General features: G+C 75.3%; 22 protein-coding genes. 17 read left to right on the top strand and 5 right to left on the bottom strand.

Annotation, left to right across the window (positions count from 1 at the left end; all coding sequences use genetic code 11):
• The first annotated feature begins 30 nt into the window (after positions 1-30).
• Both AC3WUG_RS09370 and AC3WUG_RS09365 read left to right on the top strand, forming a co-directional pair.
• Complete coding sequence (locus AC3WUG_RS09370; RefSeq protein ID WP_492327401.1) at positions 31-1,077, top strand: GNAT family N-acetyltransferase; 1,047 nt, start codon at positions 31-33, stop codon at positions 1,075-1,077.
• A gap of 44 nt (positions 1,078-1,121) precedes the next feature.
• Entirely contained in the window at positions 1,122-1,595 is a 474-nt protein-coding gene (locus tag AC3WUG_RS09365) for a MarR family winged helix-turn-helix transcriptional regulator (RefSeq protein ID WP_492327400.1), read from the top strand.
• 154 nt (positions 1,596-1,749) lie between these two features.
• Here the strand turns inward: AC3WUG_RS09365 and AC3WUG_RS09360 are convergent, their stop codons facing one another.
• Complete coding sequence (locus AC3WUG_RS09360) at positions 1,750-4,263, bottom strand: DNA gyrase/topoisomerase IV subunit A (protein WP_492327399.1); 2,514 nt, start codon at positions 4,261-4,263, stop codon at positions 1,750-1,752.
• A 114-nt stretch (positions 4,264-4,377) separates the two neighbouring features.
• Here AC3WUG_RS09360 and AC3WUG_RS09355 point away from each other — a divergent pair, with 114 nt between their 5' ends.
• From AC3WUG_RS09355 to AC3WUG_RS09340, 4 genes are read left to right on the top strand one after another with little or no spacing between them, the layout of a single operon-like run.
• Complete coding sequence (locus AC3WUG_RS09355; protein ID WP_492327398.1) at positions 4,378-7,167, top strand: GNAT family N-acetyltransferase; 2,790 nt, start codon at positions 4,378-4,380, stop codon at positions 7,165-7,167.
• A gap of 52 nt (positions 7,168-7,219) precedes the next feature.
• Complete coding sequence (locus tag AC3WUG_RS09350; RefSeq protein ID WP_492327397.1) at positions 7,220-7,789, top strand: DUF5998 family protein; 570 nt, start codon at positions 7,220-7,222, stop codon at positions 7,787-7,789.
• 2 nt (positions 7,790-7,791) lie between these two features.
• Entirely contained in the window at positions 7,792-8,970 is a 1,179-nt protein-coding gene (locus AC3WUG_RS09345; RefSeq protein WP_492327396.1) for an alkaline phosphatase family protein, read from the top strand.
• Positions 8,971-9,026: 56 nt separating this feature from the next.
• The gene (locus AC3WUG_RS09340; RefSeq protein WP_492327395.1) at positions 9,027-9,686 is read left to right on the top strand and encodes a thymidine kinase; all 660 of its coding nucleotides are present in this window, start codon (positions 9,027-9,029) and stop codon (positions 9,684-9,686) included.
• Positions 9,687-9,733: 47 nt separating this feature from the next.
• Here AC3WUG_RS09340 and sepH read toward each other — a convergent pair whose 3' ends face one another.
• Positions 9,734-10,855 (bottom strand): septation protein SepH, encoded by a 1,122-nt coding sequence (gene sepH, locus AC3WUG_RS09335; RefSeq protein ID WP_492327394.1) that lies wholly within the window; start codon positions 10,853-10,855, stop codon positions 9,734-9,736.
• 104 nt (positions 10,856-10,959) lie between these two features.
• Between sepH and AC3WUG_RS09330 the strand changes: the two genes are divergently transcribed.
• The 3 genes from AC3WUG_RS09330 (at position 10,960) to AC3WUG_RS09320 (ending at position 13,073) form a co-directional block, all read left to right on the top strand.
• On the top strand, positions 10,960-11,751 hold the full coding sequence (locus AC3WUG_RS09330; protein ID WP_492327393.1) for a trimeric intracellular cation channel family protein: 792 nt from the start codon (positions 10,960-10,962) through the stop codon (positions 11,749-11,751).
• Positions 11,752-11,789: 38 nt separating this feature from the next.
• A complete protein-coding gene (locus AC3WUG_RS09325) occupies positions 11,790-12,644 on the top strand; it encodes an inositol monophosphatase family protein (RefSeq protein WP_492327392.1) in 855 nt (284 codons plus the stop codon).
• A 129-nt stretch (positions 12,645-12,773) separates the two neighbouring features.
• Positions 12,774-13,073, top strand: a complete 300-nt coding sequence (locus tag AC3WUG_RS09320) for a DUF4193 domain-containing protein (RefSeq protein ID WP_146835284.1) — start codon at positions 12,774-12,776, stop codon at positions 13,071-13,073.
• Positions 13,074-13,183: 110 nt separating this feature from the next.
• On the opposite strand, the gene AC3WUG_RS09315 is transcribed toward AC3WUG_RS09320, so the two are convergent.
• Positions 13,184-13,669 (bottom strand): DUF3093 domain-containing protein, encoded by a 486-nt coding sequence (locus tag AC3WUG_RS09315; protein WP_492327391.1) that lies wholly within the window; start codon positions 13,667-13,669, stop codon positions 13,184-13,186.
• A gap of 79 nt (positions 13,670-13,748) precedes the next feature.
• Here AC3WUG_RS09315 and dut point away from each other — a divergent pair, with 79 nt between their 5' ends.
• From dut to AC3WUG_RS09295, 4 genes are all read left to right on the top strand, one after another.
• Positions 13,749-14,237 carry a dUTP diphosphatase gene (dut, locus tag AC3WUG_RS09310; RefSeq protein WP_492327430.1) on the top strand — a complete coding sequence of 163 codons (489 nt, stop codon included), beginning with the start codon at positions 13,749-13,751 and terminating at the stop codon, positions 14,235-14,237.
• A gap of 74 nt (positions 14,238-14,311) precedes the next feature.
• Positions 14,312-15,100 carry a DUF3710 domain-containing protein gene (locus AC3WUG_RS09305; protein ID WP_492327390.1) on the top strand — a complete coding sequence of 263 codons (789 nt, stop codon included), beginning with the start codon at positions 14,312-14,314 and terminating at the stop codon, positions 15,098-15,100.
• 10 nt (positions 15,101-15,110) lie between these two features.
• A complete protein-coding gene (locus tag AC3WUG_RS09300) occupies positions 15,111-15,479 on the top strand; it encodes an OB-fold nucleic acid binding domain-containing protein (protein WP_492327429.1) in 369 nt (122 codons plus the stop codon).
• On the top strand, positions 15,472-16,266 hold the full coding sequence (locus AC3WUG_RS09295; protein ID WP_492327389.1) for a DUF3159 domain-containing protein: 795 nt from the start codon (positions 15,472-15,474) through the stop codon (positions 16,264-16,266). Before AC3WUG_RS09300 ends, AC3WUG_RS09295 begins: the two co-directional genes overlap by 8 nt.
• Here AC3WUG_RS09295 and AC3WUG_RS09290 read toward each other — a convergent pair.
• A complete protein-coding gene (locus AC3WUG_RS09290; RefSeq protein WP_147796485.1) occupies positions 16,175-16,873 on the bottom strand; it encodes a potassium channel family protein in 699 nt (232 codons plus the stop codon). The two genes, AC3WUG_RS09295 and AC3WUG_RS09290, sit on opposite strands and share 92 nt — an antisense overlap.
• A complete protein-coding gene (locus AC3WUG_RS09285; RefSeq protein ID WP_147797224.1) occupies positions 16,870-17,520 on the bottom strand; it encodes a potassium channel family protein in 651 nt (216 codons plus the stop codon). Before AC3WUG_RS09285 ends, AC3WUG_RS09290 begins: the two co-directional genes overlap by 4 nt.
• A 115-nt stretch (positions 17,521-17,635) precedes the next feature.
• On the opposite strand from AC3WUG_RS09285, the gene AC3WUG_RS09280 reads away from it, so the two are divergent.
• From AC3WUG_RS09280 to AC3WUG_RS09265, 4 genes are all read left to right on the top strand, one after another.
• Positions 17,636-19,639 (top strand): APC family permease, encoded by a 2,004-nt coding sequence (locus tag AC3WUG_RS09280; RefSeq protein ID WP_492327388.1) that lies wholly within the window; start codon positions 17,636-17,638, stop codon positions 19,637-19,639.
• The gene (locus AC3WUG_RS09275; RefSeq protein WP_492327387.1) at positions 19,629-20,912 is read left to right on the top strand and encodes a class I SAM-dependent RNA methyltransferase; all 1,284 of its coding nucleotides are present in this window, start codon (positions 19,629-19,631) and stop codon (positions 20,910-20,912) included. Before AC3WUG_RS09280 ends, AC3WUG_RS09275 begins: the two co-directional genes overlap by 11 nt.
• Before the next feature lie 213 nt (positions 20,913-21,125).
• The gene (locus tag AC3WUG_RS09270) at positions 21,126-21,311 is read left to right on the top strand and encodes a translation initiation factor 2 (RefSeq protein WP_147796487.1); all 186 of its coding nucleotides are present in this window, start codon (positions 21,126-21,128) and stop codon (positions 21,309-21,311) included.
• Between the two features lie 227 nt (positions 21,312-21,538).
• Complete coding sequence (locus tag AC3WUG_RS09265; RefSeq protein WP_492327386.1) at positions 21,539-24,370, top strand: aconitate hydratase; 2,832 nt, start codon at positions 21,539-21,541, stop codon at positions 24,368-24,370.
• Positions 24,371-25,110: the final 740 nt, after the last annotated feature.

The following is a 25,110-nucleotide window of genomic DNA, read 5'->3' as shown; positions in this document are numbered from 1 at the left end:
GGCGGGCGACCGTCGGGCACCGTGTCCCGCATGCCCGAGACGACTGAGACGCCCGCCGTCCCGCCGCTCGCGGTGCGCGCGGCCGCGCCCGCGACGCTCCCCGAGCCCGACCCCGCCGCCACCGGCCTGACCTGGCGCCCGCTCACGCGCGACGACGTCCCGGTGCTCGCCGCGCTGGTCGCCCGGATCGAGGCGGCCGACGCCCAGCCGTTCCGCACCAGCGAGACCGAGGTCGGCGAGGGCTTCGACGGCGACTGGAAGGACCCGGCGCGGGACTCGCGCGTCGGACTCGACGCGGACGGCGTCCCGCGCGCCTGGATCACCCTCGACGCCCCGCCCGGGGACGTCCGGGTCATCCGCGTGTGGGTGTTCGGCGGCGTGGACCCGGAGTGGCGGGGCCGCGGCATCGGGCGCGCGATCCTGGCCTGGGCGACCGCGCGGGCGCGGCAGAAGCTCGTCGAGTCGGGCAAGGACGCGCCCGGGCGCGTCGCGGCGTTCCTGGAGGACCACCGCGCCGACGCGCTCGCGCTGCACGCCGCGGCCGGCTACGCGCCGATCCGCTACTACACCGACATGCGCCGGGACCTGTCCCGCCCGCTCCCGGAGCCCCGCCCGCTCGACGGGGTGCGGATCGTCCCGTGGTCCGCCGAGCTCGACGACGCCGTGCGGCTCGCGCACAACGAGGCGTTCGCCGACCACTGGGGGAGCGAGCCCCGGACGGCCGAGCACTGGCAGCAGGGTCGCGCGATGTTCGCCCCGCAGTGGAGCCACGTCGCCCTCGACGAGGCCACCGGCGAGGTCGCGGGCTACACCCTCTCCGGCCGGTACGAGCACGACTGGGAGGTCGCGGGGTTCACCTCGGGCTACACCGAGCTGCTCGGCGTCCGGCGCGCGTGGCGCGGGCGCGGGATCGCCCCGGCGCTGCTGACCGCCGCCATGGCGTCGTTCCGGGCGGACGGCATGCAGTACGCCGAGCTCGACGTCGACACCGAGAACCCGACGGGCGCGCACGGGCTGTACGCCAGCCTCGGGTACGAGGTGACGCACGGCGCGATCATGTACACGATCGAGGTCTGACGGAACGGCCCCGTCGCGCGACGGCGGGGCCCTACGCTGTGCCCATGGCTCCAGAGGACGGGCGCGCGCAGGTCGACGAGGACGCCACCTGGCGCATGTACCTGGGACTCTCCCGGGAGATGTTCACGGCGCTCGAGCGCGGGCTCGGCGCCGACGCCGGCGTGTCCGTCGCCGACCTCGAGCTGCTGGAGCCGCTGCTCGCGGCCGGGCAGCCGGGCCTGCGGGCCAAGGACCTCGCCGCCGCGGCCGAGTGGCAGGACAGCCGGGTCTCGCACCAGCTGCGCCGCATGGAGTCCCGCGGGCTCGTGACGCGCAGCCGCGACCGGCAGGACGGCCGCGGCACGGTCGTCTGCCTCACCGAGGCGGGCGAGGCGGCCGGGCGGGCCGCGCAGCAGACCCGCCGGGTGCTCGTGCGCGAGCTGCTGCTGTCGCCGCTCGACGACGCGCAGGTGGCGTCGCTCGTCGAGGTCTCGGGCCTGGTGCGCGCCCGCATCGCCGCCACGGGCCAGGCCCGCTGACCGTCACCGAAGCCGGGGCACGCTCGCGTCGTCCCGTCACACGTCGCCGAGATAGGACCGTCCCGCCGGGATAGGACCGTCCAGGGTCCTCTCTCGCCGCGCGGGTCCTCTCTCGGCGCAGGTGTGCGGGCAGCGGGCGGCGCAGCGCGCCGGGTCAGCCGATCGCCAGGGGCGGGGCCGCCAGGGGCTGGCCCGAGCCGTCGCGGCGCTCGTCCGGCTCCGGGAGGTCGACCGGCTGGCCCGCCGAGCCCGTGGCCCGTGCCGGCGCCGGGCCGACCCAGGCGAGGAACAGCGCGTCCTCGCCCTTGAGGAACCGGTGCGCCCGGACGCCGCCGGTGGCCCGGCCCTTGCCCGGGTACCGGGAGAACGGCGTGACCTTGGCCGAGCCCGCCTGCGTGCCGGGCAGCGCGTCCGACGCCCCGGCGACGGTCACCACGACCGGGCCCTCGGCGTCGTCGGCCGCGTCGGACCCCGCGGGGAGCGCGCCGAAGTGCACGACACGGTGGCCGGCGGCGAGCTTGATGCCCGCCATGCCGCCCGCGGGGCGGCCCTGCGGCCGCACGGACGCCGCCGGGAAGTGCAGCAGCGCGGCGTCGGAGGCGACGAACACGAGCTCGTCCTCGTCGGTCACCGCCGCGGCGCCGACCACCTCGTCGCCGTCCTTGAGGCCGATGACCTCCCAGGAGTCGCGGTTCGCGGGCGCCTCGCCGGAGGTCACCCGCTTGACCACGCCCTGCGCGGTGCCGACGGCGAGCGTCGGGGCGTCGGCCGCCACCGACACCAGCCCGATGACCTTCTCGCCCTTGTCGAGGGCGAGCAGCTCGGACAGCGGCAGGCCGCCGGACAGGTTCGGCGCGCCGTCGGTCGGCGGCAGGCCCGGCAGGTCCAGCACGGACACCCGGCGGACGACGCCGCGGGAGGTCAGCACGCCGACCTCGCCGCGCACCGAGGTCGCGACGGCGCCGGCCAGCACGTCGTGCTTGGACCGCCCGGCGCCGGGCACGGGCCGCAGCTCGACGTCGGTGCTGCCGGTGCGCGCGACCAGGCCGGTCGCGGACAGCAGCGCGTAGCAGGGGGTGTCCTCGATCTCGAGCGACAGGGCCGGGGTGGCGGCGCGCCCGGACCGCGGCGCGGGCGCGCCCTCGGCGGCGGTCGCCACGCCGCCCGCGGACTCCAGCAGGATCGTGCGGCGCGGGGTGCCGTAGGTCGCGGCGACCTCGGCCATCTCGTCGCTGACCGTGGTCCGGAGCAGCGCCTCGTCGCCGAGGATCGCCTGCAGCGCCTCGATCTCGCCGAGCAGCTCGTCGCGCTCCTTCTCCAGCTCGATGCGGGAGAACTTCGTGAGCCGGCGCAGCCGGAGCTCGAGGATGTACTCGGCCTGCGGCTCGGACAGGTCGAACACCTGGCGCAGCCGGGTGCGCGCGGCGTCCGCGTCGTCGGAGGACCGGATGACCTGGATGACCTCGTCGATGTCGACGATCGCGATGAGCAGGCCCTCGACCAGGTGCAGCCGCTCCTGCTTCTTCCGCAGCCGGAACTGGCTGCGGCGCCGGACCACGGAGATGCGGTGGTCGACCCAGACCTGGAGCAGGTCGCGGAGCCCGAGGGTGCGGGGCTGGCCGTCGACCAGGGCGACGTTGTTGATCGAGAACGAGTCCTCGAGCGGGGTGTACCGGTAGAGCTGCTCGAGCACGGCCTCGGGGTTGAACCCGGTCTTCACCTCGATGACCAGGCGCAGGCCGTGCTGCCGGTCGGTGAGGTCGAGGGCGTCCGAGATGCCGGAGAGCTTCTTGGACTGCACGCCCTCCTTGATCTTCTCGATGACCTTCTCCGGGCCGACGGTGTACGGCAGCTCGGTGACGACGATGCCCTTGCGGCGCGGGGTGACGTTCTCGATCCGCGCGGTGGCCCGGGTGCGGAACGCGCCGCGGCCGGTGCGGTAGGCGTCGCGCACGCCCTCCAGGCCGACGATCTTGCCGCCGCTGGGCAGGTCGGGGCCGGGCACGAACCGCATGAGCTCGTCCAGCGTGGCCTCGGGGTGCAGCACCAGGTGCCGGGCGGCCGCGACGACCTCGACCAGGTTGTGCGGCGCCATGTTGGTGGCCATGCCGACGGCGATGCCGGACGCCCCGTTGACCAGCAGGTTCGGGATCGCGGCGGGCAGCACGCCGGGCTGGGTCAGCTTGTTGTCGTAGTTCGGGACGAAGTCGACGACGTCCTCGTCCAGGCTCTGCGTCATCGCGAGCGCGGACGGCGCCATGCGCGCCTCGGTGTACCGCGGGGCGGCGGGGCCGTCGTCGAGCGAGCCGAAGTTGCCGTGCCCGTCGACCAGCGGCAGCCGCAGGGAGAACGGCTGCGCCATGCGCACCATCGCGTCGTAGATCGCGGTGTCGCCGTGCGGGTGCAGCTTCCCCATCACCTCGCCGACCACGCGGGCCGACTTCACGAACGGCCGGTCCGGGCGCAGGCCCATGTCGGACATCTGGAACAGGATGCGGCGCTGGACCGGCTTGAGGCCGTCCCGGGCGTCGGGCAGGGCGCGCGAGTAGATGACCGAGTAGGCGTACTCGAGGAACGAGCCCTCCATCTCGGTGGCGACGTCGATGTCGACGATGCGCTCGACGACGTCCTCCGGCGGGACGTCGGGTGTGCTGCTGCGGCGCGCCATGCTGGGGGCTGCTCCCGGGATCGGCGGTGCGGGTGGTCGGCGCCCATTGTCGCCGCTCCGCGCGCCTGTGGACCACCACGACGCGCGGCGCGCCGGTTGGTTAGGCTCGTGGGCATGGCCGAGAGCACCGGGGGCGCGCCCGACGAGGCGGCGGACTACCCGGAGAGCTGGGAGGCCGACGTCGTCCTCCGCGACGGCAGCACCACGCACGTGCGGCCGATCCGGCCCGAGGACGCGGACGCCCTGCAGGCGTTCCACGTCGGGCAGTCCGAGGCGTCGATCGTGTTCCGGTTCTTCGCCCCGCTGGAGCGGCTGGGGGACCGGGACCTCGCGCGGTTCACCCGCGTCGACCACCGGGACCGGGTCGCGCTCGTCGCGGTGACGGCGGACGACGCGATCATCGGCGTCGCCCGGTACGACAAGGTCGGCCCGGACGAGGCGGAGGTGGCCTTCAACATCGCCGACGCGCACCACGGCCGCGGGCTGGGCTCCGTCCTGCTCGAGCACCTGGCCGCGGCGGCGCGCGAGCGCGGCATCCGCCGGTTCACCGCGGACGTGCTGCCCCAGAACGGCCGGATGATCGCGGTGTTCCGCGAGGCCGGGTACTCGCTGCAGCAGCGCCTGGAGGACGGCGTGGTGACGGTGGGGTTCGACATCGACCCGACGGACCGGTCGCTCGCGGTGATGATGGCCCGCGAGCACGCCGCCGAGGCGCGCAGCGTCCAGGCGCTGCTCACCGCCCGGTCGGTGCTGGTGCTGTCGTCGCCGAGCGCCGAGCCGGGGTCGCTGGACGACCGCCGCGCCGAGCGGGTGCTGGCGGACCTGGTCGGCGGCGTGCCGTCGGCGGCGGACCCCGCGCACCGCACGGGCGCGGTCACGGCGGCCGGCGGCGACGAGCGCGGCGTCGAGGTGCACGTGGTCGGCCGCCCGGCGCCCGACGGCGCCGACCCGCGCCCGACGGTGCACCACTGGGACCGCCTCGACGACGTCCCCGGCCCCGTCGACCTCGCCGTGCTCGCGCTGCCCGCCGCGGAGGCCGTCGTCGCGGTCCGCGCGCTCGGTCGGATCGGGGTCAAGGGGGTCGTCGTGCTGTCGGGCGGGTACGCCGAGCAGGGCCCGACCGGGCTCGCGCTGCAGCGCGCCCTGCTCCGGGCGGCGCACGCGGCCGGGCTCCGGGTGGTGGGCCCGCGGTCGTACGGCCTGCTCGCGCACGCCGCGGGCGGCCTGCTGAACGCCTCGCTCACCGAGGACCCGCCGCCGCCCGGGCGGATCGGCCTGTTCTGCCAGTCCGCCTCGACCGCGGTGTCGATCCTCGGCTCGGTGCGCCGCCGGCACCTCGGCCTCGCGCACCTCGTCTCCGCGGGCAACCGCGCCGACGTGTCCGGCAACGACCTCATGCAGTTCTGGCAGGACGACGACGCGACGGACGTCGTCGCGCTGTACCTGGAGTCGATCGGCAACCCGCGCAAGTTCTCCCGCGTCGCCCGGCGCCTGGCGACCGCCAAGCCCGTCGTCGTGGTGACCGCCGGGCGGTCCGGGCACGTCGTGCCGCCCGGGCACGCGGTCCGCCCCACGCAGGCGTCCCGGCAGACGCTGCAGGAGGTCATGCGCCGCTCGGGCGTCGTGCTCGTCGACAACGTGCACCAGATGCTCGAGGTCTCGCAGCTGTTCGCCCTGCAGCCGCTGCCCCCGGGCCGCCGCGCCGCGGTCGTCGCCTCGTCGTCCGCCGCCGCGTCGCTGGTGTCCGAGGCGCTGGCCGCCGCGGGGTTCACCGTCGCCCGCGCGCCGGCGATCCTGCACGAGGACGCCGACGACGCGAAGGTCGAGCGCACGTTCGCCGCGGTGTACGCCGACCCGGACGTCGAGGTCGTCGTCACCATGCACGTGCCGACCGTCGGGCCGCGGGACGACCGCGTCGCCCAGGCGCTCGCCCGGCACGCCGCCGGGTCGGGCCGCACGTCCGTCGCCTGCCTGCTGGGGCTGCACGGCGCGACGCCCGCGCTCACCGCGCCCGACGCGGACGGCGCCCTGCGCACCGTCCCCGCCTACACCACCCCGGAGGACGCCGTCCTCGCGCTGGACCAGGCCGCCCGGTACGCCGCGTGGCGGGCGGCCGACCGCGGCCGGCTCGTCGCGCCCGAGGGCATCCACGCCCGCACCGCGCGCCGCCGCATCGCGGGCTGGCTCGACGAGGCCGGCAGCCGCGCGTCGCTGGACCTGACGCACGAGCAGGTCGCCGAGCTCCTGGGCCTCGCCGGCGTCGAGGTGTTCCCGACCGTCGGGGTGCACGACGCGGACGAGGCCGTCGCCGCGGCGGACCGGCTGGGCTGGCCGGTCGCGCTCAAGTCGACCGTCCCGGCGCTGCGGCACCGGTCGGACCTCGGCGGGGTGCGGCTCGACGTGCACGACGAGGCCGAGCTGCGCGCCGACGTCGACCAGGTGCTCGCGCTGGCCGCCGGCCGGGAGCCCGAGCCGGGGCGCGCGCCGCTCGAGGTGCAGGCGATGGCCCCGCACGGGGTCGCCTGCGTCATCCGGTCCGCCGAGGACCCGCTGTTCGGCCCGGTGCTCGGGTTCGGGCTCGGCGGCGACACCACGGACCTGCTCGGCGACGTGGCCTGGGCGGTGCCGCCGCTCACCGACGTCGACGTGTCCGACATGGTGCGCGCGCCCCGGTCCTCGCCCCGGCTGTTCGGCTACCGGGGCGTCCCGCCGCTCGACGTCGCCGCGCTGGAGGACGTCCTGGCCCGGGTGGCCGTCCTGTCGGACCAGCTCCCGGAGCTGCTGCACCTGGAGCTGAACCCGGTCGTGGTGGCCGAGCGCGGCGCCTACGTGCTGGGCGCGACGGCCCGGGTCGGGGTGGCCGGCACCCGCGCGGACGGCCCGCGCCGCGCGCTGCCCGTCTGACGCCCGGCGCCGGGGTGTGACGGCGCCGCCCCTCGGGTGGGAGGATGTCCGGGTGCCTGCCCCCTCCACCGACCTGCTCCGTGACCTGCACCGCGCCGGGTACTACCCCGACCTGGTCGCCGACGTCCTGGACGTCGCCCTCGCGGACGAGCCCGTCGAGGCCTACCTCGTGCACCCCGAGACCACGTTCGACGCGCAGGAGGTGCGCCGGCACGTCACCGTCCTGGCGCTGACCCCGACGCGCCTCGTGGTCGCGCACGTCGACGACCACCCGGCCGACAGCGAGCACCCCTCGGCCAGCGCCGCCGCCACCACCGAGGCCGTGCCGCTGTCCGAGCTGCGCTCCGTCGCGCTCACGCACGTGATCGCGAGCCCGGAGCAGCACCGCCCGGGCACCGCCGCCGCCGAGCTCACGCTCGCGGTCGGCTGGGGAGCGGTGTCCCGCGTCGACCTGGAGCCCGCGACCTGCGCGGACCCGGCCTGCGAGGCGGACCACGGCCTGACCGGCACGCTGACCCCCGACGACGTGGTCGTCCGGGTGTCCGCGGTCGCCGAGGGCGAGAGCGCCGTCCGCGACGCCGTGGCGTTCGCCAAGCGGCTGTCCGCGGCGAGCGCGCGCTGACGATGACCGCCGCCGCGTCGTCCACCGTGCCGGCCCGGCTCGCGGACGCGGGCCTGGTGCCGCCCGACTACGAGGGCCCCTCGCTGTCCGGACTGCTGCCCGCGGTGGCCGACGCCCTCGGCGCGCCCGTCCCCGACGGCCCGGCGCGCCGCGCGCAGCTCGGGCTGCCGGAGGCGCACCGGGTGTGCGTCGTGCTCGTCGACGGCCTGGGCTACGAGAACCTCACCGAGCGCGCCGGGCACGCCCCGTTCCTGCGGTCGCTGCTGAACGGCGCCGGGCCGCTGTCCGCGGGCTACCCGTCGACGACGGCCGCGTCGATGGGCTCGTTCGGCACCGGCACCGGCCCGGGCCGCACCGGCCTGGTCGGCTACACCGTCCGCAACCCCGCGAGCGGCGGCCTCGCCAACATGGTGTCGTGGGACGGCCTCGGCCCGGCCCGGGAGTGGCAGCGCGAGCCCACGGTCTTCGAGCGGCTGGTCGCGCACGGCATCACGGTGACCACCGTCGGTCCCGCCAAGTTCATGGGCTCCGGCCTGACCGAGGCGGCCCTCCGCGGCGGCGGGTACCGCGCGGCGGAGTCGCTGGCCCAGCGGGTCGACGCGGCGCTGCGGCTGCTGCGCGAGCCCGGGCTGGTCTACCTGTACTGGGGCGACGTCGACAAGACCGGCCACCACGAGGGCGCCGGCTCCTGGCAGTGGGGCGACCAGCTCGAGGCGCTCGACGGCGAGCTGCGCCGGCTGGTCCGGTCGCTGCCGAAGGACGCCACCGTCGTCGTCACCGCCGACCACGGCATGGTCGACGTGGACCCCGCCCGGCGCCGGGACGTCGCGACCACCCCCGGGCTGGCCGAGGGCGTCGCGCTGGTGGCGGGGGAGCCGCGCGCGGTGCACGTGCACCTCGAGCCCGGCGTGGACCCGCGCGCGGCGGAGGCGCGGTGGGCCGACGTGCTCGGCGACGACGCGGTCGTGCTCACCGGGGACGACGCCGTGGCGGCGGGGCTGTTCGGCCCGGTGTCCGCGCACGTGCGGCCCCTGATCGGCGACCTGGTGGTCGCGGCGACGGGCCGGGCCACGGTGGTGGACTCCCGGACCCAGACGGCGGCGTCGCTGCAGCTCGTCGGCGTGCACGGGTCGCTGACCCCCGCGGAGCTGCGGGTGCCGCTGCTCGCGGTGCACACCTGAGCCGGCGCGCCGCCCGCACCCCCCGCACACCGAGCACGACGAGGAACGAGGAGCACGTGGCCGAGCTGGTCTTCTTCTGCGGCACCATGGACTGCGGCAAGTCCACCCTGGCGCTGCAGATGCACCACAACCACACCGCCCGCGGCCGGGGCGGGGTGCTGTTCACCCAGAACGACCGCGCGGGGGAGCACGTGCTGTCCTCGCGGCTCGGCCTGTCGGTGCCCGCGCACGAGGTCACCCCCGCGACGGACTTCTGGGACGAGGTCGTGCAGCGGCGCAGCCGCGGGGCGCGGGTGGACTTCCTCATCTGCGACGAGGCGCAGTTCTACTCCGCCGAGCAGGTCGAGCAGCTCGGCCGGGTCGTCGACGACCTGGAGGTGGACGTGTTCGCCTTCGGGATCACCACGGACTTCCGGACCCGGCTGTTCGCGGGGTCGGCGCGGCTGCTCGAGCTGGCGGACCGCGTCGAGACGCTGCAGGTGCAGGCGCTGTGCTGGTGCGGGGCGCGCGCCACGCAGAACGCCCGCACCGAGCACGGCGTCATGGTCGTCGAGGGCGCGCAGGTCGTCGTCGGGGACGTGGCGGTGCCCGCGGACGGCGACGCCGTGGGCTACGAGGTGCTGTGCCGGAAGCACCACCGGCTGCGGATGACGGCGCGCACGTCGGGTGCGCCGGCGCTGTCGCCCCAGACGCTCGGGCTGCTCGCGGGGGACTGAGCCCGGACCGCGCCCGCGGGGGCGGCCTCACCGCCCCCGCGCGGGCCTCACTCCGGCTTCGCGCCGAAGACGATCTCGTCCCAGCTCGGCACCTTCGGCCGGCCCCGGCGCCCGCCGGACCGCGGCCGCGGCTGGTCCCCGGGCCGCGTCGGCGTGGTGTCCTCGTCCGGCGCGGGGGCGGGCTCCGGCTCGCCCGGCTCGAGCGCGACCGGGGTCTCCGGCTCGTCCCCGGTGGCGTGCGGCCGAGCCGGCGCCGGGTAGATCCGGGCCTCGGCGGCGGGCTCGACGTCCACCGGGTGCGCCCCGGGGGCCGCGGGCTCGTCGAGCTGGCCGAAGTCGAACGCGTGCTGCGGCCCGAAGCCGCCGAATGCGTCGCCGTCCTCGTCGTCCTCGAGGTCGAGCGTCTGCCGCACGCCGCGCCGGGCGCGCAGGTCGTCCAGCAGCTCGTGCGTCGCCCGCAGGTCGTCCGCGGGGTCCTCCTCCTCGCGGTGCTGCGCCCGTCCGGGCGCGTCGACCGCGGCGAGCACCGGGCGCACGTCGGCGTCGACGTCGTACACGAGGTCGCGCACGGCGGACAGGTGCCGGCGGGGGACCGGGCCGTCGGCGATCTCCGTCTCGGAGAGCCAGCGGGCCTCGTCCTCCTCCGCGTGCACCGCGCGCGCCTGCGCGTCGTAGGTCCAGCGCGCCTCGCGGGCGTCGTCCTCCACGCGGAACCGCGCGACGACCACCCAGCCGCCGCCGCCCTCGCGGTACGCGTCCCAGGTCACGGCCGCCGTGTCGACGCCGCGCGCCGCCAGCCGGTCGACGACCAGCTCGCCCAGCACGGGCGCGCCGACGTCGCGGCCCACCCGGGTGCCGCGGGCCTGCTCGGCCACGAACTCGCGCTCGGCGAGCACGGGGCCCTCGAACCGCCGCACGTGCTCGACGGCCAGCCCCGACTCCTCGGCGATCTGCTCCGCGGACTGCCCGGCGCGCACGCGTGCCTGGATCTCCCGCGGGCTCGGCACGCCCGACTGCTCGGCGCGGATCTGCTCCAGCTGCGGGCGGTCGCGGCGGACCGCCGCTCGCAGCGGCTCGTCGATGCGCAGGCGGTAGCGCTGCCCGTCGGCGGCGGCGAGGACCAGGTGCTCCCCGTCCTCGTGCAGCCCGATCAGCTCCAGCTCGGCCATCACCTCTCCCATCGTTCCGCGGACGAGCCTGCCACCGCCGGGGCCCGATCCCGGGGAGGCTCGGCGGTGCGCCGCCGGAACTCCCGGCTGCCATGATCTCCCCTGTGCACGTCGACCTCCCCCTGCAGCCCGTGCTCGAGCTCCTGGGCGTGTTCGTCGGCGCGCTGTCCGGCGGCCTCGCCGCGGTGCGCAAGGGCTTCGACATCTTCGGCATCGTCGTCCTGGCCTGGGTCGCGGGCCTCGGCGGCGGCATCCTGCGCGACGTCCTGATCGGCGCGATCCCGCCGGTGGGCATCGCGCAGTGGGAGTTCGTCGCCACCGCCTGCGCCGCGGGACTCGTGACCTGGGCCGCGCACCCCGGCCTGCACCGGCTGCGCCGCCTCGTGCTGGTCCTCGACGCGGGGGCGCTGGCGCTGTTCACGGTCGTCGGGACGGTCAAGGCGCTGGACTACGGCGTCGGGGCGACCGCGGCGGTGTTCGCCGGGATCATCACCGGCGTCGGCGGCGGCGTGCTCCGGGACCTGCTCACCGGCGAGCTGCCCGCCGTGCTGCACCAGCGGCAGCTGTACGCGATCCCGTCGCTGCTCGGGGCGCTCGTGCTCGCCGTGCTGTGGCGCGAGGACGCGCTGTCCGAGGGCACGGTGCTGGCCGCGGTCGTCGGGGTGCTCGGCGTCCGGCTGGTCGCCCTCCGGTTCGGCTGGCAGGCCCCGGGCCCGTGGGACCGCGAGGCCGCCCGGGCCCGGCTCGGCCGGGTCGGCGGGGTGGGTCGCGCCGGGCGGGCGCCCCGCGAGCAGCCGGCGCCGCTGCTGCGCTGGGTCGCCCGGGTGCGCCGGTCGCGCGCGGCGGGCCGGGAGGCCGGGGAGCCGGGCGCCGGCGGGGGACCGGACGCCGGCTGACCCCCCGTGCCGGGCGCCGCTCGGGCAGGATGGGCCGCGTGACGAGCGCTCCCGAGTCTCCCGCCGCCCTGCCGGACCCCGCCGAGGTCCGCGCCCTCACCGAGCTCGCCGAGCGCCTCGCGCGCTCCGCGGGCGACCTGATCCGCACCACGAGCCCCGAGCGGGTCCAGGTGGCCGCCACCAAGTCCAGCGACGTCGACCCGGTCACCGCGATGGACCTCGCCTCGGAGACCCACCTGCGCGAGCTGCTCGCCGCGCACCGCCCGCAGGACGGCGTGCTGGGCGAGGAGCACGGGCTGGAGCCGGGCACCAGCGGGCTCACCTGGGTGCTCGACCCGATCGACGGCACGGTCAACTACCTGTACGGCGTCCCGGCGTTCGCGGTGTCCGTGGGCGTCGTCGCCGGCGACCCCGAGCCGGAGCGCTGGACCCCGGTCGCCGGCTGCGTGCACGCGGTCGCGGACGGCCGCACGTACACCGCCGGCCGCGGCCAGGGCGCGTTCCGCGACGGCCGGCGCATCGAGGCCAACCCGGCGCGCCCGCTCGCCACGTCGCTGGTCGGCACGGGCTTCGGCTACCTCGAGCAGCGGCGCCGCGCGCAGGGCCGGGTGCTCGCCGCGCTGCTGCCGCAGGTCCGGGACATCCGGCGCATCGGCTCCGCGGCGCTGGACCTGTGCCGGGTGGCCGAGGGGTCGCTCGACGCGCACTACGAGCGCGGCCTCAACCCCTGGGACCTCGCGGCCGGGCAGATCATCGCGATCGAGGCGGGTGCGCAGGTCAGCGGCCTGCGCGGGCGTCCCGCGGGGGTCGAGATGTCCGTCGTCGGGCCCGCCGCGACGGTCCAGGCGCTGGCCGCGCTGCTCGCCGACCTGGGCGCCGACGCGGACGACTGAGCCGGGCGTGCACGCCGCCGGGAAATGAGGCACAATCCGGGGCGCCTGACCGGGAACAAACGGCGACCCCCGTTCGCTTGATCCCGCGTACGCCGATCCCGACCACCAGACGGAGCGTGACCACACCACATGGCAACCGACTACGACGCCCCGCGCAAGACCGAGGAGGACCTCAGCGAGGACTCGCTGCAGGAGCTCCAGGCCCGGCGCTCCGACAAGAACTCGGGCGTGGTGGACGAGGACGAGACCGAAGCGGCCGAGGGGTTCGAGCTCCCGGGCGCGGACCTGTCGGGCGAGGAGCTCTCGGTCCGGGTGCTGCCGCGCCAGGCCGACGAGTTCACCTGCTCGAAGTGCTTCCTGGTCCACCACCGCAGCCAGCTCGCCTACGAGAAGGACGGCATGCCCGTCTGCTCGGAGTGCGCGGCCTGAGCTGCCGACCGGGCGCGCACGCCTGATCGGCAGGCGAGCGCGTCCCACCCAGCCGTCACGACGCCGGCCGGACCCCGACGGGTCCGGCCGGCGTCGTCGTGCGCGGGGCGTCAGGCCGCGGGGCGCCCGCCGTCCGCCGACCCGTCCGCCGTCCCGCCGAGCGCCGCGACCAGGTCCGCCGGCCGCCGGGTCGAGACCACCCAGTAGGGCGTGGGGTCCGCCGGGTCGTCCAGCTCGACGCGCACCGCGGTCCGCACCCAGCCGCGCAGGCACACGTGCGCGCGGGCGTCCAGCCCCGGGCCGAGCTCGTGCCGGGTCCCGTCCGCGTCGAGCGCGCGCGGCGCGCGGAGCAGGGCGACCGGGACGTGCGCGTCGCCCGCGTGCAGCTCGCCGCCCTCGACGCTGACCCGCGTGGCGAGGCGCGCCGCGGCCAGCGCGGCGGCGACGAGGGCCAGCGCGGCCCCGACGCCCGCGGCCACCGGGGACAGGGGGAGCAGCACGATGCCGACCATCGCGGCCAGGGCGGGCACGGCGACCCAGCCGGCGGGGGAGGGCCAGAGGCGCTCGGCGAAGGCGGGGGCGGTCGTCGTCTGCACGGCCCCAGCATCCCACCTGCGGCGGGTAGGGTCGGGGCCCGTGACGGACGACGCGCCCGCCCCGGCGGCCACCGAGACCATGACCATCCGGCTGCGCCGCCTCGACGAGGGCGTGCCGGTCCCGGCCTACGCCCACCCCGGCGACGCCGGCGCGGACCTGGTGACCCGGGTCGCCGCGACGATCGAGCCCGGCGAGCGGGTCACCGTGCCGACCGGCATCGCGATCGCGCTGCCCGAGGGGTACGCCGCCTTCGTGCACCCGCGCTCCGGCCTGGCCGCGCGGCACGGCCTGACGATCGTCAACGCGCCCGGCACCGTGGACGCGGGCTACCGCGGCGAGATCGCCGTGACCCTGCTCAACACCGACGCGCGCGAGCCGGTCGTGCTGCACCGCGGCGACCGGGTCGCCCAGCTGGTGGTCCAGCGCGTCGAGCGCGCGCTGTTCGTCGAGGTCGACGAGCTGCCGGACTCGGTGCGCGGCACGGGCGGCTTCGGGTCGAGCGGCGGCTGGCGGGCGGCCGGCGCCCCCGCCGGTGCGCCCACGGCGGACACGCAGGCGGCCGGCTAGGTGGTCCGTGGCGTGCGGACTATCGTGGAGCCGAACGCGCCCGCGACGCGGGCGACCCGGAGAGGGGACTGAGGGTGGCGCTATTCCGGCGCGGTGCGAAGGACCGCACCGCCCAGGACCAGACCGCGGCCGGCGTCGACGCAGCCGAGGGGGCCGCCGATCAGGCGGGCACCGCGGACACCGCGGGCGACGGACCCGCGGTGCAGGACGCGACCCCGGAGGACCCGGCCCCGGCCGTCGTCGACCGGTCCGCAGGCCCGTGGGACTCCACCGAGGAGATCCCGCCCGGCCCGCGCGTCGACCTGGGCGCCCTGCGGCTGCCCGGCGTGCACGGCATGGAGCTGCGCATGGAGATCGACAAGAAGTCCGGCACCGTGACGGCCGTCGGCGTGACCCTCGACGGCTCGACGCTGCAGATGCAGGCGTTCGCCGCGCCGCGGACCGACGGCATCTGGGACGAGATCCGCGAGGAGATCGGCGAGTCCGTGCGCAAGCAGGGCGGCGCCGTCGACGACGTGCCCGGCCCGTTCGGCCGCGAGCTGCTCGCCCGGCTGCCCGTGCGCACCCCCGAGGGCCGCACCGGCCACCGCCCGGCGCGGTTCGTCGGCGTCGACGGCCCCCGGTGGTTCCTGCGCGGCGTCATCACCGGCCGCGCCGCGGTCGACGAGGAGGCCGCCGGCACGCTCGAGGACCTGTTCCGCAGGACCGTCGTCGTGCGCGGGACCGAGGCGCGCGCCCCGCGCGACCTGCTCGCGCTCACGCTGCCCCACCAGGCGGAGGGCGTCGCACCCCAGCCGGCCGCGCCGGCCGCACCCACGTTCGACCCGCTGAAGCGCGGGCCGGAGATCACGGAGATCCGCTGACATGTCACCGCTGTCGCTGCGGGAGGGCCTGCGCCGGGCCGTCGCCTCGCAGGAGGAGATCGAGGCCTCGGAGGAGCGGGAGGACGCGGTCCGCGCCAAGGGCTGCGTGCCCGTCTCGCAGACCCCCGACCGGCATCGCGTGAAGGTGTCGGGCGTGATCCGCTCGGTCGTGCTGCGCCCGCGCCAGGGCGTGCCCGCGCTCGAGGCCGACCTGTACGACGGCTCCGGCAACCTGGTGCTCGTCTGGCTGGGCCGCCGCGAGATCGCCGGCATCGAGCCGGGCCGCCGGCTCAAGGTCGAGGGCCTGGTGTGCACCCGCGAGGGCCGGCGCTCGATGTTCAACCCGCGCTACGAGCTGCGGCCGCGGCCGGGTGAGTGAGCCGACGCCCGCCGGCGGCCGCGAGCCGTCGGTGACGCCGGAGCCGCCCGCCGCGGCGCAGCCGCCCGTGCCGCCCGCCGCGGCGCCCGAGGACGCCGTGCCCGCCCGCGGGATGCGCGCGATCGAGGCGGAGGACTTCTCGATCGCCGAGTCCGTCGGCGGCGTGCGCGGCGCGGTCGAGTCGGTGCTGCCCGGCCTGCTGTTCGTCGTCGTGTTCGTCGCGTCCGGCCAGCAGCTGCGGCCCGCGCTGATCGCGTCCGTCGCCGCCGCGGTGCTCGCGGTCGTCGCGCGCCTCGTGCAGCGCAGCCCGCTGACCCAGGCGCTCTCGGGCGTCCTCGGCGTCGGCATCGGCGTGGTCTGGGCGTGGCGCACCGGCGACGCGAGCGACTACTTCGCCTGGGGCCTGCTCACCAACGTCGCCTACCTGCTGGCGTTCGTCGTCTCGGTGCTGGTCCGCTGGCCGCTGGTCGGCGTCGTCCTCGGCCTGTTCCGCGGCGACGGCCCGATGTCCGAGCAGGGCTCGTGGGCCGGCGCGCTCGCCTGGCGGAAGGACCCCGTCCTGCTGCGCCGGTACGCGCTCGTCACCTGGCTGTGGGCCGGGATGTTCGCCGCGCGGCTGGTCGTGCAGGTGCCGCTGTACTACGCCGACGAGGTCGCGTGGCTCGGCACGGCCAAGCTCGTGATGGGCGTGCCGCTCACGGCGCTGGTGCTGTGGGCGAGCTGGATCCTGGTACGCGGCTCGACAGCAGCGCGGCCAGGTCCGCCTCGGACGCGTCCCGCCCCGTGACGAACAGCAGCTCGTCGCCGCCCTCCAGGGTGTCGTCCCCGGACGGCTGGAACGGGCGGTCGTCGCGCACGATCGCGGCGAGCACCGTGTCGGCCGGCCAGTCGATCTGACCGACCAGCGACCCCGCGAGCGGCGAGCCCTCGGGGAGCGTCAGCTCCAGGATGTCCGCGCCGGACTGGTGGAACGTGAAGATCCGCACCAGGTCGCCGACGGAGACGGCCTCCTCGATCATCGCCGTCATGATCCGCGGGGTGGAGACGGCGACGTCCACGCCCCACGCCTCGTCGAACATCCACTCGTTCTTCGGGTTGTTCACCCGGGCGACCGTGCGCGGCACGCCGTACTCGGTCTTGGCGAGCAGCGAGATGACCAGGTTGGCCTTGTCGTCACCGGTGGCGGCCACGACGACGTCGCACTCGTCCGTGCGCGCCTGGGTCAGCGTCGGCAGCTCGCACGCGTCGGCCAGCAGCCAGTCCGCGTCGGCCACCTGCGCGACGCGCATGGCGGAGGGCTGGCGGTCGATCAGCGTGACCTCGTGCCCGTTGGCGAGCAGCTCGCGCGCGATGGAGCGGCCGACGGAGCCGGCGCCCGCGATGACGACCCTCACGCCTGCACCTCCGGCGCCACGGTGAGGGTCCGCTCGACGGCGGCCGACTCGTCGGTCCGCAGCAGCAGGTGCACGATGTCGCTCTCCTGGAGGACGGTCTGCGCGTCGGGCAGCAGCCCGTCGCCGTAGCGGGTGAGGTAGGCGACGCGGGCGCCCGTGGCCTCCTCGATCAGGCGCAGCGGCTTGCCGACCCAGCCGGCGTGCACGTCGACCTCGGACAGGCTGATCTTGCCGGACGCGTCGGTGAACTGGCTGGTCGCGCCCATGGGCAGCAGCCGGCGCAGCACCTGGTCGGCGGTCCACCGGACGGTCGCGACCGTCGGGATGCCGAGCCGCTGGTAGATCTCCGCGCGGTGCGGGTCGTAGATCCGGGCGACCACGTTCTCGACCCCGAACGTCTCGCGCACGACGCGCGCGGCCAGGATGTTCGAGTTGTCGCCGTCGGACACGGCCGCGAAGCCGTACGCGTCGTCGATGCCCGCCTGGCGCAGCGTGTCGCGGTCGAAGCCGAGGCCGGTGACCTTGCTGCCGGCGAACTCCGCGTCGAGCCGGCGGAACGAGTCCGGGTTCTGGTCGATCACCGCGACGGAGTGCCCGTGGGACTCGAGCGACTGCGCGAGCGTGGCGCCGGCGCGGCCGCAGCCCATGATGACGAAGTGCACAACGCGGAACGCTATACCCCGCGCGGACCGCCGGGCACGCCGGTGGTCCCGGGACGGGTCCGGTGCCGGATCGGCCGCGGTGCGCCTAGCATGGTCGCTCGTGCCGGATCTCGCGGATGCCGCCAAACGCTTGCTGCTCGGACGACCGGTCCGCAGCGAGAACTTGGGGCACACCCTCCTCCCGAAGCGGATCGCCCTGCCGATCTTCGCGTCGGACGCGCTGTCGTCCGTCGCCTACGCCCCCGACGAGGTGCTGCTGACGCTCGCCCTCGCCGGCGTGAGCGCCACCGTCATCTCCCCGTGGGTCGGCCTCGCCGTCGTCATCGTGATGATCACGGTCATCGCGTCGTACCGGCAGAACGTGCACGCCTACCCCTCGGGCGGCGGCGACTACGAGGTCGCCACCGTGAACCTGGGTCCGAAGGCCGGCGTCACCGTCGCCAGCGCGCTGCTCGTCGACTACGTGCTCACCGTCGCGGTGTCCGTGTCGTCCGGCGCGCAGTACGCCGCGTCCGCCATCCCGGCGCTGCGCGGGCACGAGGCGCTGTTCGCGGTCGCCATCGTCGTGCTGCTCACCCTCGCGAACCTGCGCGGCGTCCGGGAGTCCGGCAACGCCTTCGCGATCCCGGTGTACCTCTACATGGTCGCCGTGGGCAGCACCGCGATCTTCGGCTTCGTGCAGTACCTGACCGGCGACCTGCAGCCCGCCGCGTCCAGCGCGCTGACCATCGTCCCCGCCGACGGCTTCGACCAGGGGCTCATGGGCGCCGCGGGCGCGTTCCTCGTGCTCCGGGCGTTCGCGTCCGGCTCCGCTGCCCTCACCGGCGTCGAGGCGATCAGCAACGGCGTGCCCTCGTTCCGGAAGCCGAAGTCGAAGAACGCCGCGACCACCCTGCTCCTGCTGGGCGGGCTGTCGGTGTTCCTCATCATGTCGATCCTGACGCTCGCGCGGCTCACCGGCGTGCACTACGTCGAGGACCCGTCGACCCAGCTCCTGGACAACGGCGTGCCGGTGGGCGAGGAGTACGTGCAGGACCCGGTCATCGGGCAGCTCGCGCAGACGATCTTCCACTCGTTCCCGCCGGCGTTCTACCTGGTCTCGGTCGTCACCGGCCTCATCCTGATCCTCGCCGCGAACACGGCGTTCAACGGGTTCCCGGTGCTCGGCTCGATCCTCGCGAAGGACGGCTACCTGCCGCGCCAGCTGCACACCCGCGGCGACCGGCTCGCGTTCTCCAACGGGATCATCGCCCTGGCCGCCGGCGCGATCGCGCTGATCCTGGCCTTCGACGCCCAGGTCACCCGGCTCATCCAGCTGTACATCGTGGGCGTGTTCGTGTCGTTCACGCTGTCCCAGCTCGGGATGATCAAGCACTGGACGCGCGAGCTGCGGACCCAGCCCGACCCCGACCGCCGCCGGCAGATGCTCCGGTCCCGGGTGATCAACGCGATCGGCTTCGGCATGACCGCGACCGTGCTGGTCATCGTGCTCATCACCAAGTTCACGCACGGCGCCTGGATCGCGATCCTCGCGATGATCATCGTGTTCATCGGCATGCAGGGCATCCGCCGGCACTACGACGCGGTCAAGGCCGAGCTCGCGCTGGGCGCCGACCCCGCCGCGGCCCGCGCGCTCCCGAGCCGGGTGCACGCGCTCGTGCTCGTCTCGCACCTGCACCGGCCGACCATGCGGGCCATCGCGTACGCCCGGGCGTCGCGTCCGCAGACCATCGAGGCCGTCACCGTCGGCGTGGACCCGGAGGACGCCGCCGCGCTCCGCGAGCAGTGGGAGGCCATGGACCTCCCGGTGCCGCTCCGGGTGCTCGACTCGCCGTTCCGCGAGATCACCCGGCCCGTGATCACCTACGTCCGCTCGATCCGGCGGGAGAGCCCGCGGGACCTGGTGGTCGTCTACATCCCCGAGTACGTCGTGGGCCACTGGTGGGAGCAGCTGCTGCACAACCAGAGCGCCCTGCGGCTCAAGGGGCGTCTGCTGTTCACGCCCGGCGTCGTGGTGGCGTCGGTGCCGTGGCAGCTCGCATCGACCGAAGGGCAGACCGGCATGGAGGACCACGTGCGCAGGACGATCTCCCGTGGGCTCTGAGGCGCGCGGCGCCGGGGCGGCGCCGGGGGACCTGGTCGAGCTCGAGGTCGGCCCGGTCGCGCACGGCGGCCACTGCGTCGCCCGGCTGCGGGCGCCCGGCGAGGACGGCCCCGGGCGGGTCGTGTTCGTCCGGCACGCCCTGCCCGGCGAGCGGGTCGTGGCGCGGCTGACCGACGCGGGTCCGAAGGCGAAGTTCTGGCGCGCCGACGCCGTCGAGGTGCTCGAGGCGTCCCCCGACCGCGTGGAGTCCGCGTGGGCCGAGGCGGGCCCGGGCGGCGTCGGGGGCGGCGAGCTCGCGCACGTCCGGCCCGACGCCCAGCGCGCCTGGAAGGCGGCGGTGCTGGCGGAGCAGCTGCAGCGGCTCGCGCGCGTCGAGCGGGAGGTGCCCGTGCGGGCGCTGCCCGGCGACGAGGAGCGCGGCGGCCTCGGCTGGCGCACCCGGGTCGGCTTCCTCGCCGACCGGGAGGGGCGCGCCGGCATGCGCCGGTTCCGGTCGCACGACGTCGTCCCGGTGACGACCATGCCGCTGATGAGCGACGCGCTGGCCGAGCTCGACCTGCTCGGGCGCCGCTGGGCCCCGGGCGCCCGGATCGAGGCGGTCGCGCCCGCCGGCGGGGACGTCCCGGTCGTGCTCGTCGACGACCAGCCGTTCGACCTCCGCCGCGGCAAGGTCGACCCGCGGCCGAACGCCCGGTCCGCCGTCCGCGAGCAGGTGCGGGTGGGGGAGCGGGAGTGGGCGTACCGGGTCGCCGCCGCCGGCTTCTGGCAGGTGCACCGCGAGGCGCCGTCCGCGCTGACCGGCGCCGTGCTCGACGCGCTCGGCGACGTCAAGGGCGCCCGCGTGCTCGACCTGTACTCCGGCGCGGGCCTGTTCACGCTGCCCCTGGCCGACGCGGTCGGGGACGCGGGGTCCGTGGTGGCCGTCGAGGGCGACGCGCGCGCCGTGCGGGACGCGCGCCGGAACCTGCACGACCGGCCGCAGGTCGAGCTGCACGGCGGCGACGTGGCCGGGGCGCTCGCGTCCGGCGCCGCCGGCGGGGGCGTCGACGCCGTGGTGCTGGACCCGCCGCGCGTGGGTGCCGGGCGGGAGGTCGTGCGGGCGGTCGCCGGGCTCGCGCCGCGGCGCGTCGTCTACGTCGCGTGCGACCCCGCGGCGCTCGCGCGCGACGTGGCGTACCTGGCCGAGGAGGGCTACGCCCTCGCGGACGTCACCGGGTACGACCTGTTCCCGATGACGCACCACGTCGAGGCGGTCGCGGTCCTGGAGCGCTGAGCCGCCGCTCGGGCGCGCCGGTTCGGTGGAACGCGCCGAGTTCGGTGCCTGCAGCCACCGAACTCGGCTGGAGCCACCGACCTCGACGTCGGCGGCGCCCCCGGATCGTCCCAGGTCGGGGCGTCAATGCCCTCGCGCGGGGGCGCCCGGCGGCCTAGCGTGGGGACCGGGCACCGCGGCCCGCGGCGCCCGCCCCACCGGAAGGAGCCGACGATGACGACACCGCACGAGGGTGACGCCCGCGAGTCCGCCGCCGAGGCGACGCGCCGGGTGGCCGAGGCCAGCCGCCGCGCGACCGCCGAGCTGCACAAGCAGGGCACCCCGGACTACGACCCCCGGCAGCACCAGAAGGCCGTCGAGCGCGAGCGCCGGGCCGCCGAGGGCACGGCCGGGGACTGACGCCGGCCCCGCGCTCGACCGGCCGCGCCCGCGCGGCCCCGCGCGACCACCCCCGGGGTCGGCGCGCCGGGCCGCGCGGGCGCTCGGCGTCGGCGCCCGGCTCGGGGTAGGATGTATCTCGACATCAAGATACTTCGGCGGAACGCGGCCCGGGCCACCGGTCCCGGCGCGGACCCGCCACCGCGGCCGTCCCCCAGCGGCCGGACTCGCCAACGAAGGAGCCAGAAGTGAGCAGCGTCGACAGCTTCGGGTCGAAGGCCCGGCTGCAGGTCGGGGACGACACCTACGAGATCTTCCGGCTGGACGCGGTCCCCGGGACGGAGAAGCTGCCGTACAGCCTCAAGGTGCTCGCCGAGAACCTGCTGCGGACCGAGGACGGCGCGAACATCACCGCCGACCACGTGCGCGCCCTCGCCGCGTGGGACCCGACCGCCGAGCCGGACACCGAGATCCAGTTCACGCCCGCCCGCGTGATCATGCAGGACTTCACCGGCGTGCCCTGCGTCGTGGACCTCGCGACCATGCGCGAGGCGATGGTGGACCTGGGCGGCGACCCGACCCGCATCAACCCGCTCGCGCCCGCCGAGCTGGTCATCGACCACTCCGTGCAGATCGACGTGTTCGGCCGCGAGGACGCGTTCCGCCGCAACGTCGAGATCGAGTACCAGCGCAACCACGAGCGCTACCAGTTCCTGCGCTGGGGCCAGACCGCGTTCGACGACTTCAAGGTCGTCCCGCCGGGCACCGGCATCGTGCACCAGGTGAACATCGAGTACCTGGCGCGCGGCATCATGACCCGCGAGGTGGAGGGCGCGCTCCGCGCGTACCCCGACACCTGCGTCGGCACCGACTCGCACACCACCATGGTCAACGGCCTCGGCGTGCTGGGCTGGGGCGTCGGCGGCATCGAGGCCGAGGCGGCCATGCTCGGCCAGCCCGTCTCCATGCTCATCCCGCGCGTGGTCGGCTTCAAGCTCAGCGGCTCGATCCCGTCCGGCGTGACCGCGACCGACGTCGTGCTCACGATCACGCAGCAGCTGCGCCAGCACGGCGTCGTCGGCAAGTTCGTCGAGTTCTACGGCGAGGGCGTCGCCCAGGTGCCGCTCGCGAACCGCGCGACCATCGGCAACATGTCGCCGGAGTTCGGCTCCACCTGCGCGATCTTCCCGATCGACGACGTCACCCTCGACTACCTGCGCCTGACCGGGCGCTCCGAGCAGCAGCTCGCGCTCGTCGAGGCGTACGCCAAGGAGCAGGGCCTCTGGCACGACCCGTCGCGCGAGCCGGCGTACTCCGAGTACCTCGAGCTCGACCTCGGCACCGTCGTCCCGTCGATCGCCGGCCCGAAGCGCCCGCAGGACCGCATCGAGCTGTCCGAGGCCAAGGAGTCGTTCGCGACGTCGATCCTCGACTACGTCGACGCCGACGAGGCGGCGCCGTTCACCGGTGCGGCCCGCGAGTTCTCCGGCCTCGACGAGTCGGTCGACGAGACCTTCCCGGCCTCCGACCCGATCGCCGCCGGCGAGCACGCCGACTCCTCGGACGCGCCCGTCCACGTCGCCGGGGGCGACAGCGCGCGCCGCCCGCACAAGCGGGTGCCCGTCACCATGTCCGACGGCACCACCACCGAGCTCGACCACGGCGCCGTCGTGATCGCCTCGATCACGTCGTGCACCAACACGTCGAACCCCTCGGTCATGCTCGCCGCCGCGCTGCTGGCGCGGAAGGCCGTCGAGCGGGGCCTCACGTCGCAGCCGTGGGTCAAGACCTCCATGGCCCCGGGCTCGCAGGTCGTCACGAACTACTACGAGAAGGCCGGCCTCTGGCCCTACCTCGAGAAGCTCGGCTTCCACCTGGTCGGGTACGGCTGCGCCACCTGCATCGGCAACTCGGGTCCGCTGCCCGAGGAGGTCTCGGCCGTCGTCAACGAGCACGACCTGTCCGTCGTCTCGGTGCTCTCCGGCAACCGCAACTTCGAGGGCCGCATCAACCCCGACGTGAAGATGAACTACCTGGCGTCGCCGCCGCTCGTGATCGCCTACGCGCTCGCCGGGACGATGGACTTCGACTTCGACAACCAGCCGCTCGGCACCGACACCGACGGGAAGCCGGTGTTCCTCGCGGACATCTGGCCCACCCCGGAGGAGGTCCAGGCGACCATCGACGCGAGCATCGACCGCTCGATGTTCGAGGCCGACTACGCCGACGTGTTCGCGGGCGACGAGCGCTGGCGCGCGCTGGACACCCCGGAGGGTGACACGTTCGCCTGGGACGGCGAGTCCACCTACGTGCGCAAGCCCCCGTACTTCGACGGCATGGCCGCGGAGCCGGCTCCCGTCGTCGACGTGCAGGGCGCGCGGGTGCTCGCCAAGCTCGGCGACTCGGTCACCACCGACCACATCAGCCCCGCGGGGTCGATCAAGGCGGACAGCCCCGCCGGCCAGTACCTGGCCGAGCACGGCGTCGAGCGCCGGGACTTCAACTCCTACGGGTCCCGCCGCGGCAACCACGAGGTGATGATCCGCGGCACGTTCGCCAACATCCGGCTCCGGAACCAGCTGGTCCCGGGCGTCGAGGGCGGGTACACGGTGAACCACCTGTCCGGCGAGCAGACCTCGATCTACGACGCCGCGCAGGCGTACGCCGAGGCCGGCGTGCCGCTCGTCATCCTGGGCGGCAAGGAGTACGGCTCCGGCTCGTCCCGCGACTGGGCGGCGAAGGGCACCGCGCTCCTGGGCGTGAAGGCCGTCATCACCGAGTCGTTCGAGCGGATCCACCGGTCGAACCTGATCGGCATGGGCGTCCTCCCGCTGCAGTTCCCGGCGGGGGAGTCGGCCGACTCGCTCGGCCTGGACGGCACCGAGACGTTCGACATCGTCGGCATCGCGGCGCTGAACGAGGGGGCGACCCCCCGGACCGTGCACGTGACGGCCACCAAGGGCGACGGCTCGGTCGTCGAGTTCGACGCGGTCGTCCGCATCGACACCCCCGGCGAGGCGGACTACTACCGCAACGGCGGCATCCTGCAGTACGTGCTCCGGTCGCTCGTCGCGGCCTGACGCCTCGCGCGTCGACGACGCCCCCGATGCCTGTTCGCGCAGGCGGCGGGGGCGTCGTGCCGTTCGGGGCCGGGGTCCTGGGGCTGGGAGTTGACGGAGGGTCGCTCCGCGCGTAATGTTCTCCGAGCTGCCCGAACGGGAGGCACGGACTTCGAGGCTCGACCCGAAGGCCGGTCCCGCAGGCAGCCACCCCCGGCACGTGATCCAGACGCTTCGTCGCGTCCGGTTCGTCGTGCCGGACCGGGACCTCCCGAGGACAATGTCGCGTGAATCACGCACAAAGCACTCCGGAAAGCCTGGTAGTGTTCAGGGAGTCGAAAGCGGCGAAGAGATTCACCGAGAACGACGGCCAGAACATCTGGTAGAGTTTCGGGACGTCGGAGCCGCTTGAAAGAGCGGATCGGACAGGAAAGAAGCTCTGGTAGGGTTCAGGAACGCGAAGAAACGCCGGAAGGCGCGAAACGCGGGCCAGAAACTCTGGTAGATTGGAACCGAGCCTCCGGCCGGACGCCCTGCAACGGGTGGACGGGGGATGCGCGTCTGTTCTTTGAGAACTCAACAGTGTGCCTAGTAGTTGATGCCAAGATGGTTCATCGGCTCGGGTGGCCGCCCCGTTCGGGGTGGGTGCCTGGTTGTCGGTGGGTCTTGGTTGATACGGAAGTCTCCCGACCCCGTCGGGTGGCTTCTTTAGCAGCCGAATTGACTGATCTCCGCTCGCCAGCGGGTGGGGGTCGTTTCGT

Source organism: Cellulomonas sp. EB106-03-03-XG116 (genome assembly GCF_058792015.1).
The sequence above is the reverse complement of the archived record's forward strand: the minus strand, read 5'-3'. Positions and strand labels throughout refer to the sequence as shown.

What these genes read in the sequence shown, in the direction of transcription:
- AC3WUG_RS09285 (WP_147797224.1), bottom strand. Translation starts at nt 17,520, where the DNA reads ATGGGCTGCGGCCGCGCCGGCGCCACGCTCGCGCAGTCGCTCGAGTCC.
- AC3WUG_RS09365 (WP_492327400.1), top strand. Translation starts at nt 1,122, where the DNA reads ATGGCTCCAGAGGACGGGCGCGCGCAGGTCGACGAGGACGCCACCTGG.
- AC3WUG_RS09355 (WP_492327398.1), top strand. Translation starts at nt 4,378, where the DNA reads ATGGCCGAGAGCACCGGGGGCGCGCCCGACGAGGCGGCGGACTACCCG.
- AC3WUG_RS09360 (WP_492327399.1), bottom strand. Translation starts at nt 4,263, where the DNA reads ATGGCGCGCCGCAGCAGCACACCCGACGTCCCGCCGGAGGACGTCGTC.
- AC3WUG_RS09345 (WP_492327396.1), top strand. Translation starts at nt 7,792, where the DNA reads ATGACCGCCGCCGCGTCGTCCACCGTGCCGGCCCGGCTCGCGGACGCG.
- AC3WUG_RS09370 (WP_492327401.1), top strand. Translation starts at nt 31, where the DNA reads ATGCCCGAGACGACTGAGACGCCCGCCGTCCCGCCGCTCGCGGTGCGC.
- sepH (WP_492327394.1), bottom strand. Translation starts at nt 10,855, where the DNA reads ATGGCCGAGCTGGAGCTGATCGGGCTGCACGAGGACGGGGAGCACCTG.
- AC3WUG_RS09270 (WP_147796487.1), top strand. Translation starts at nt 21,126, where the DNA reads ATGACGACACCGCACGAGGGTGACGCCCGCGAGTCCGCCGCCGAGGCG.
- dut (WP_492327430.1), top strand. Translation starts at nt 13,749, where the DNA reads ATGACCATCCGGCTGCGCCGCCTCGACGAGGGCGTGCCGGTCCCGGCC.
- AC3WUG_RS09320 (WP_146835284.1), top strand. Translation starts at nt 12,774, where the DNA reads ATGGCAACCGACTACGACGCCCCGCGCAAGACCGAGGAGGACCTCAGC.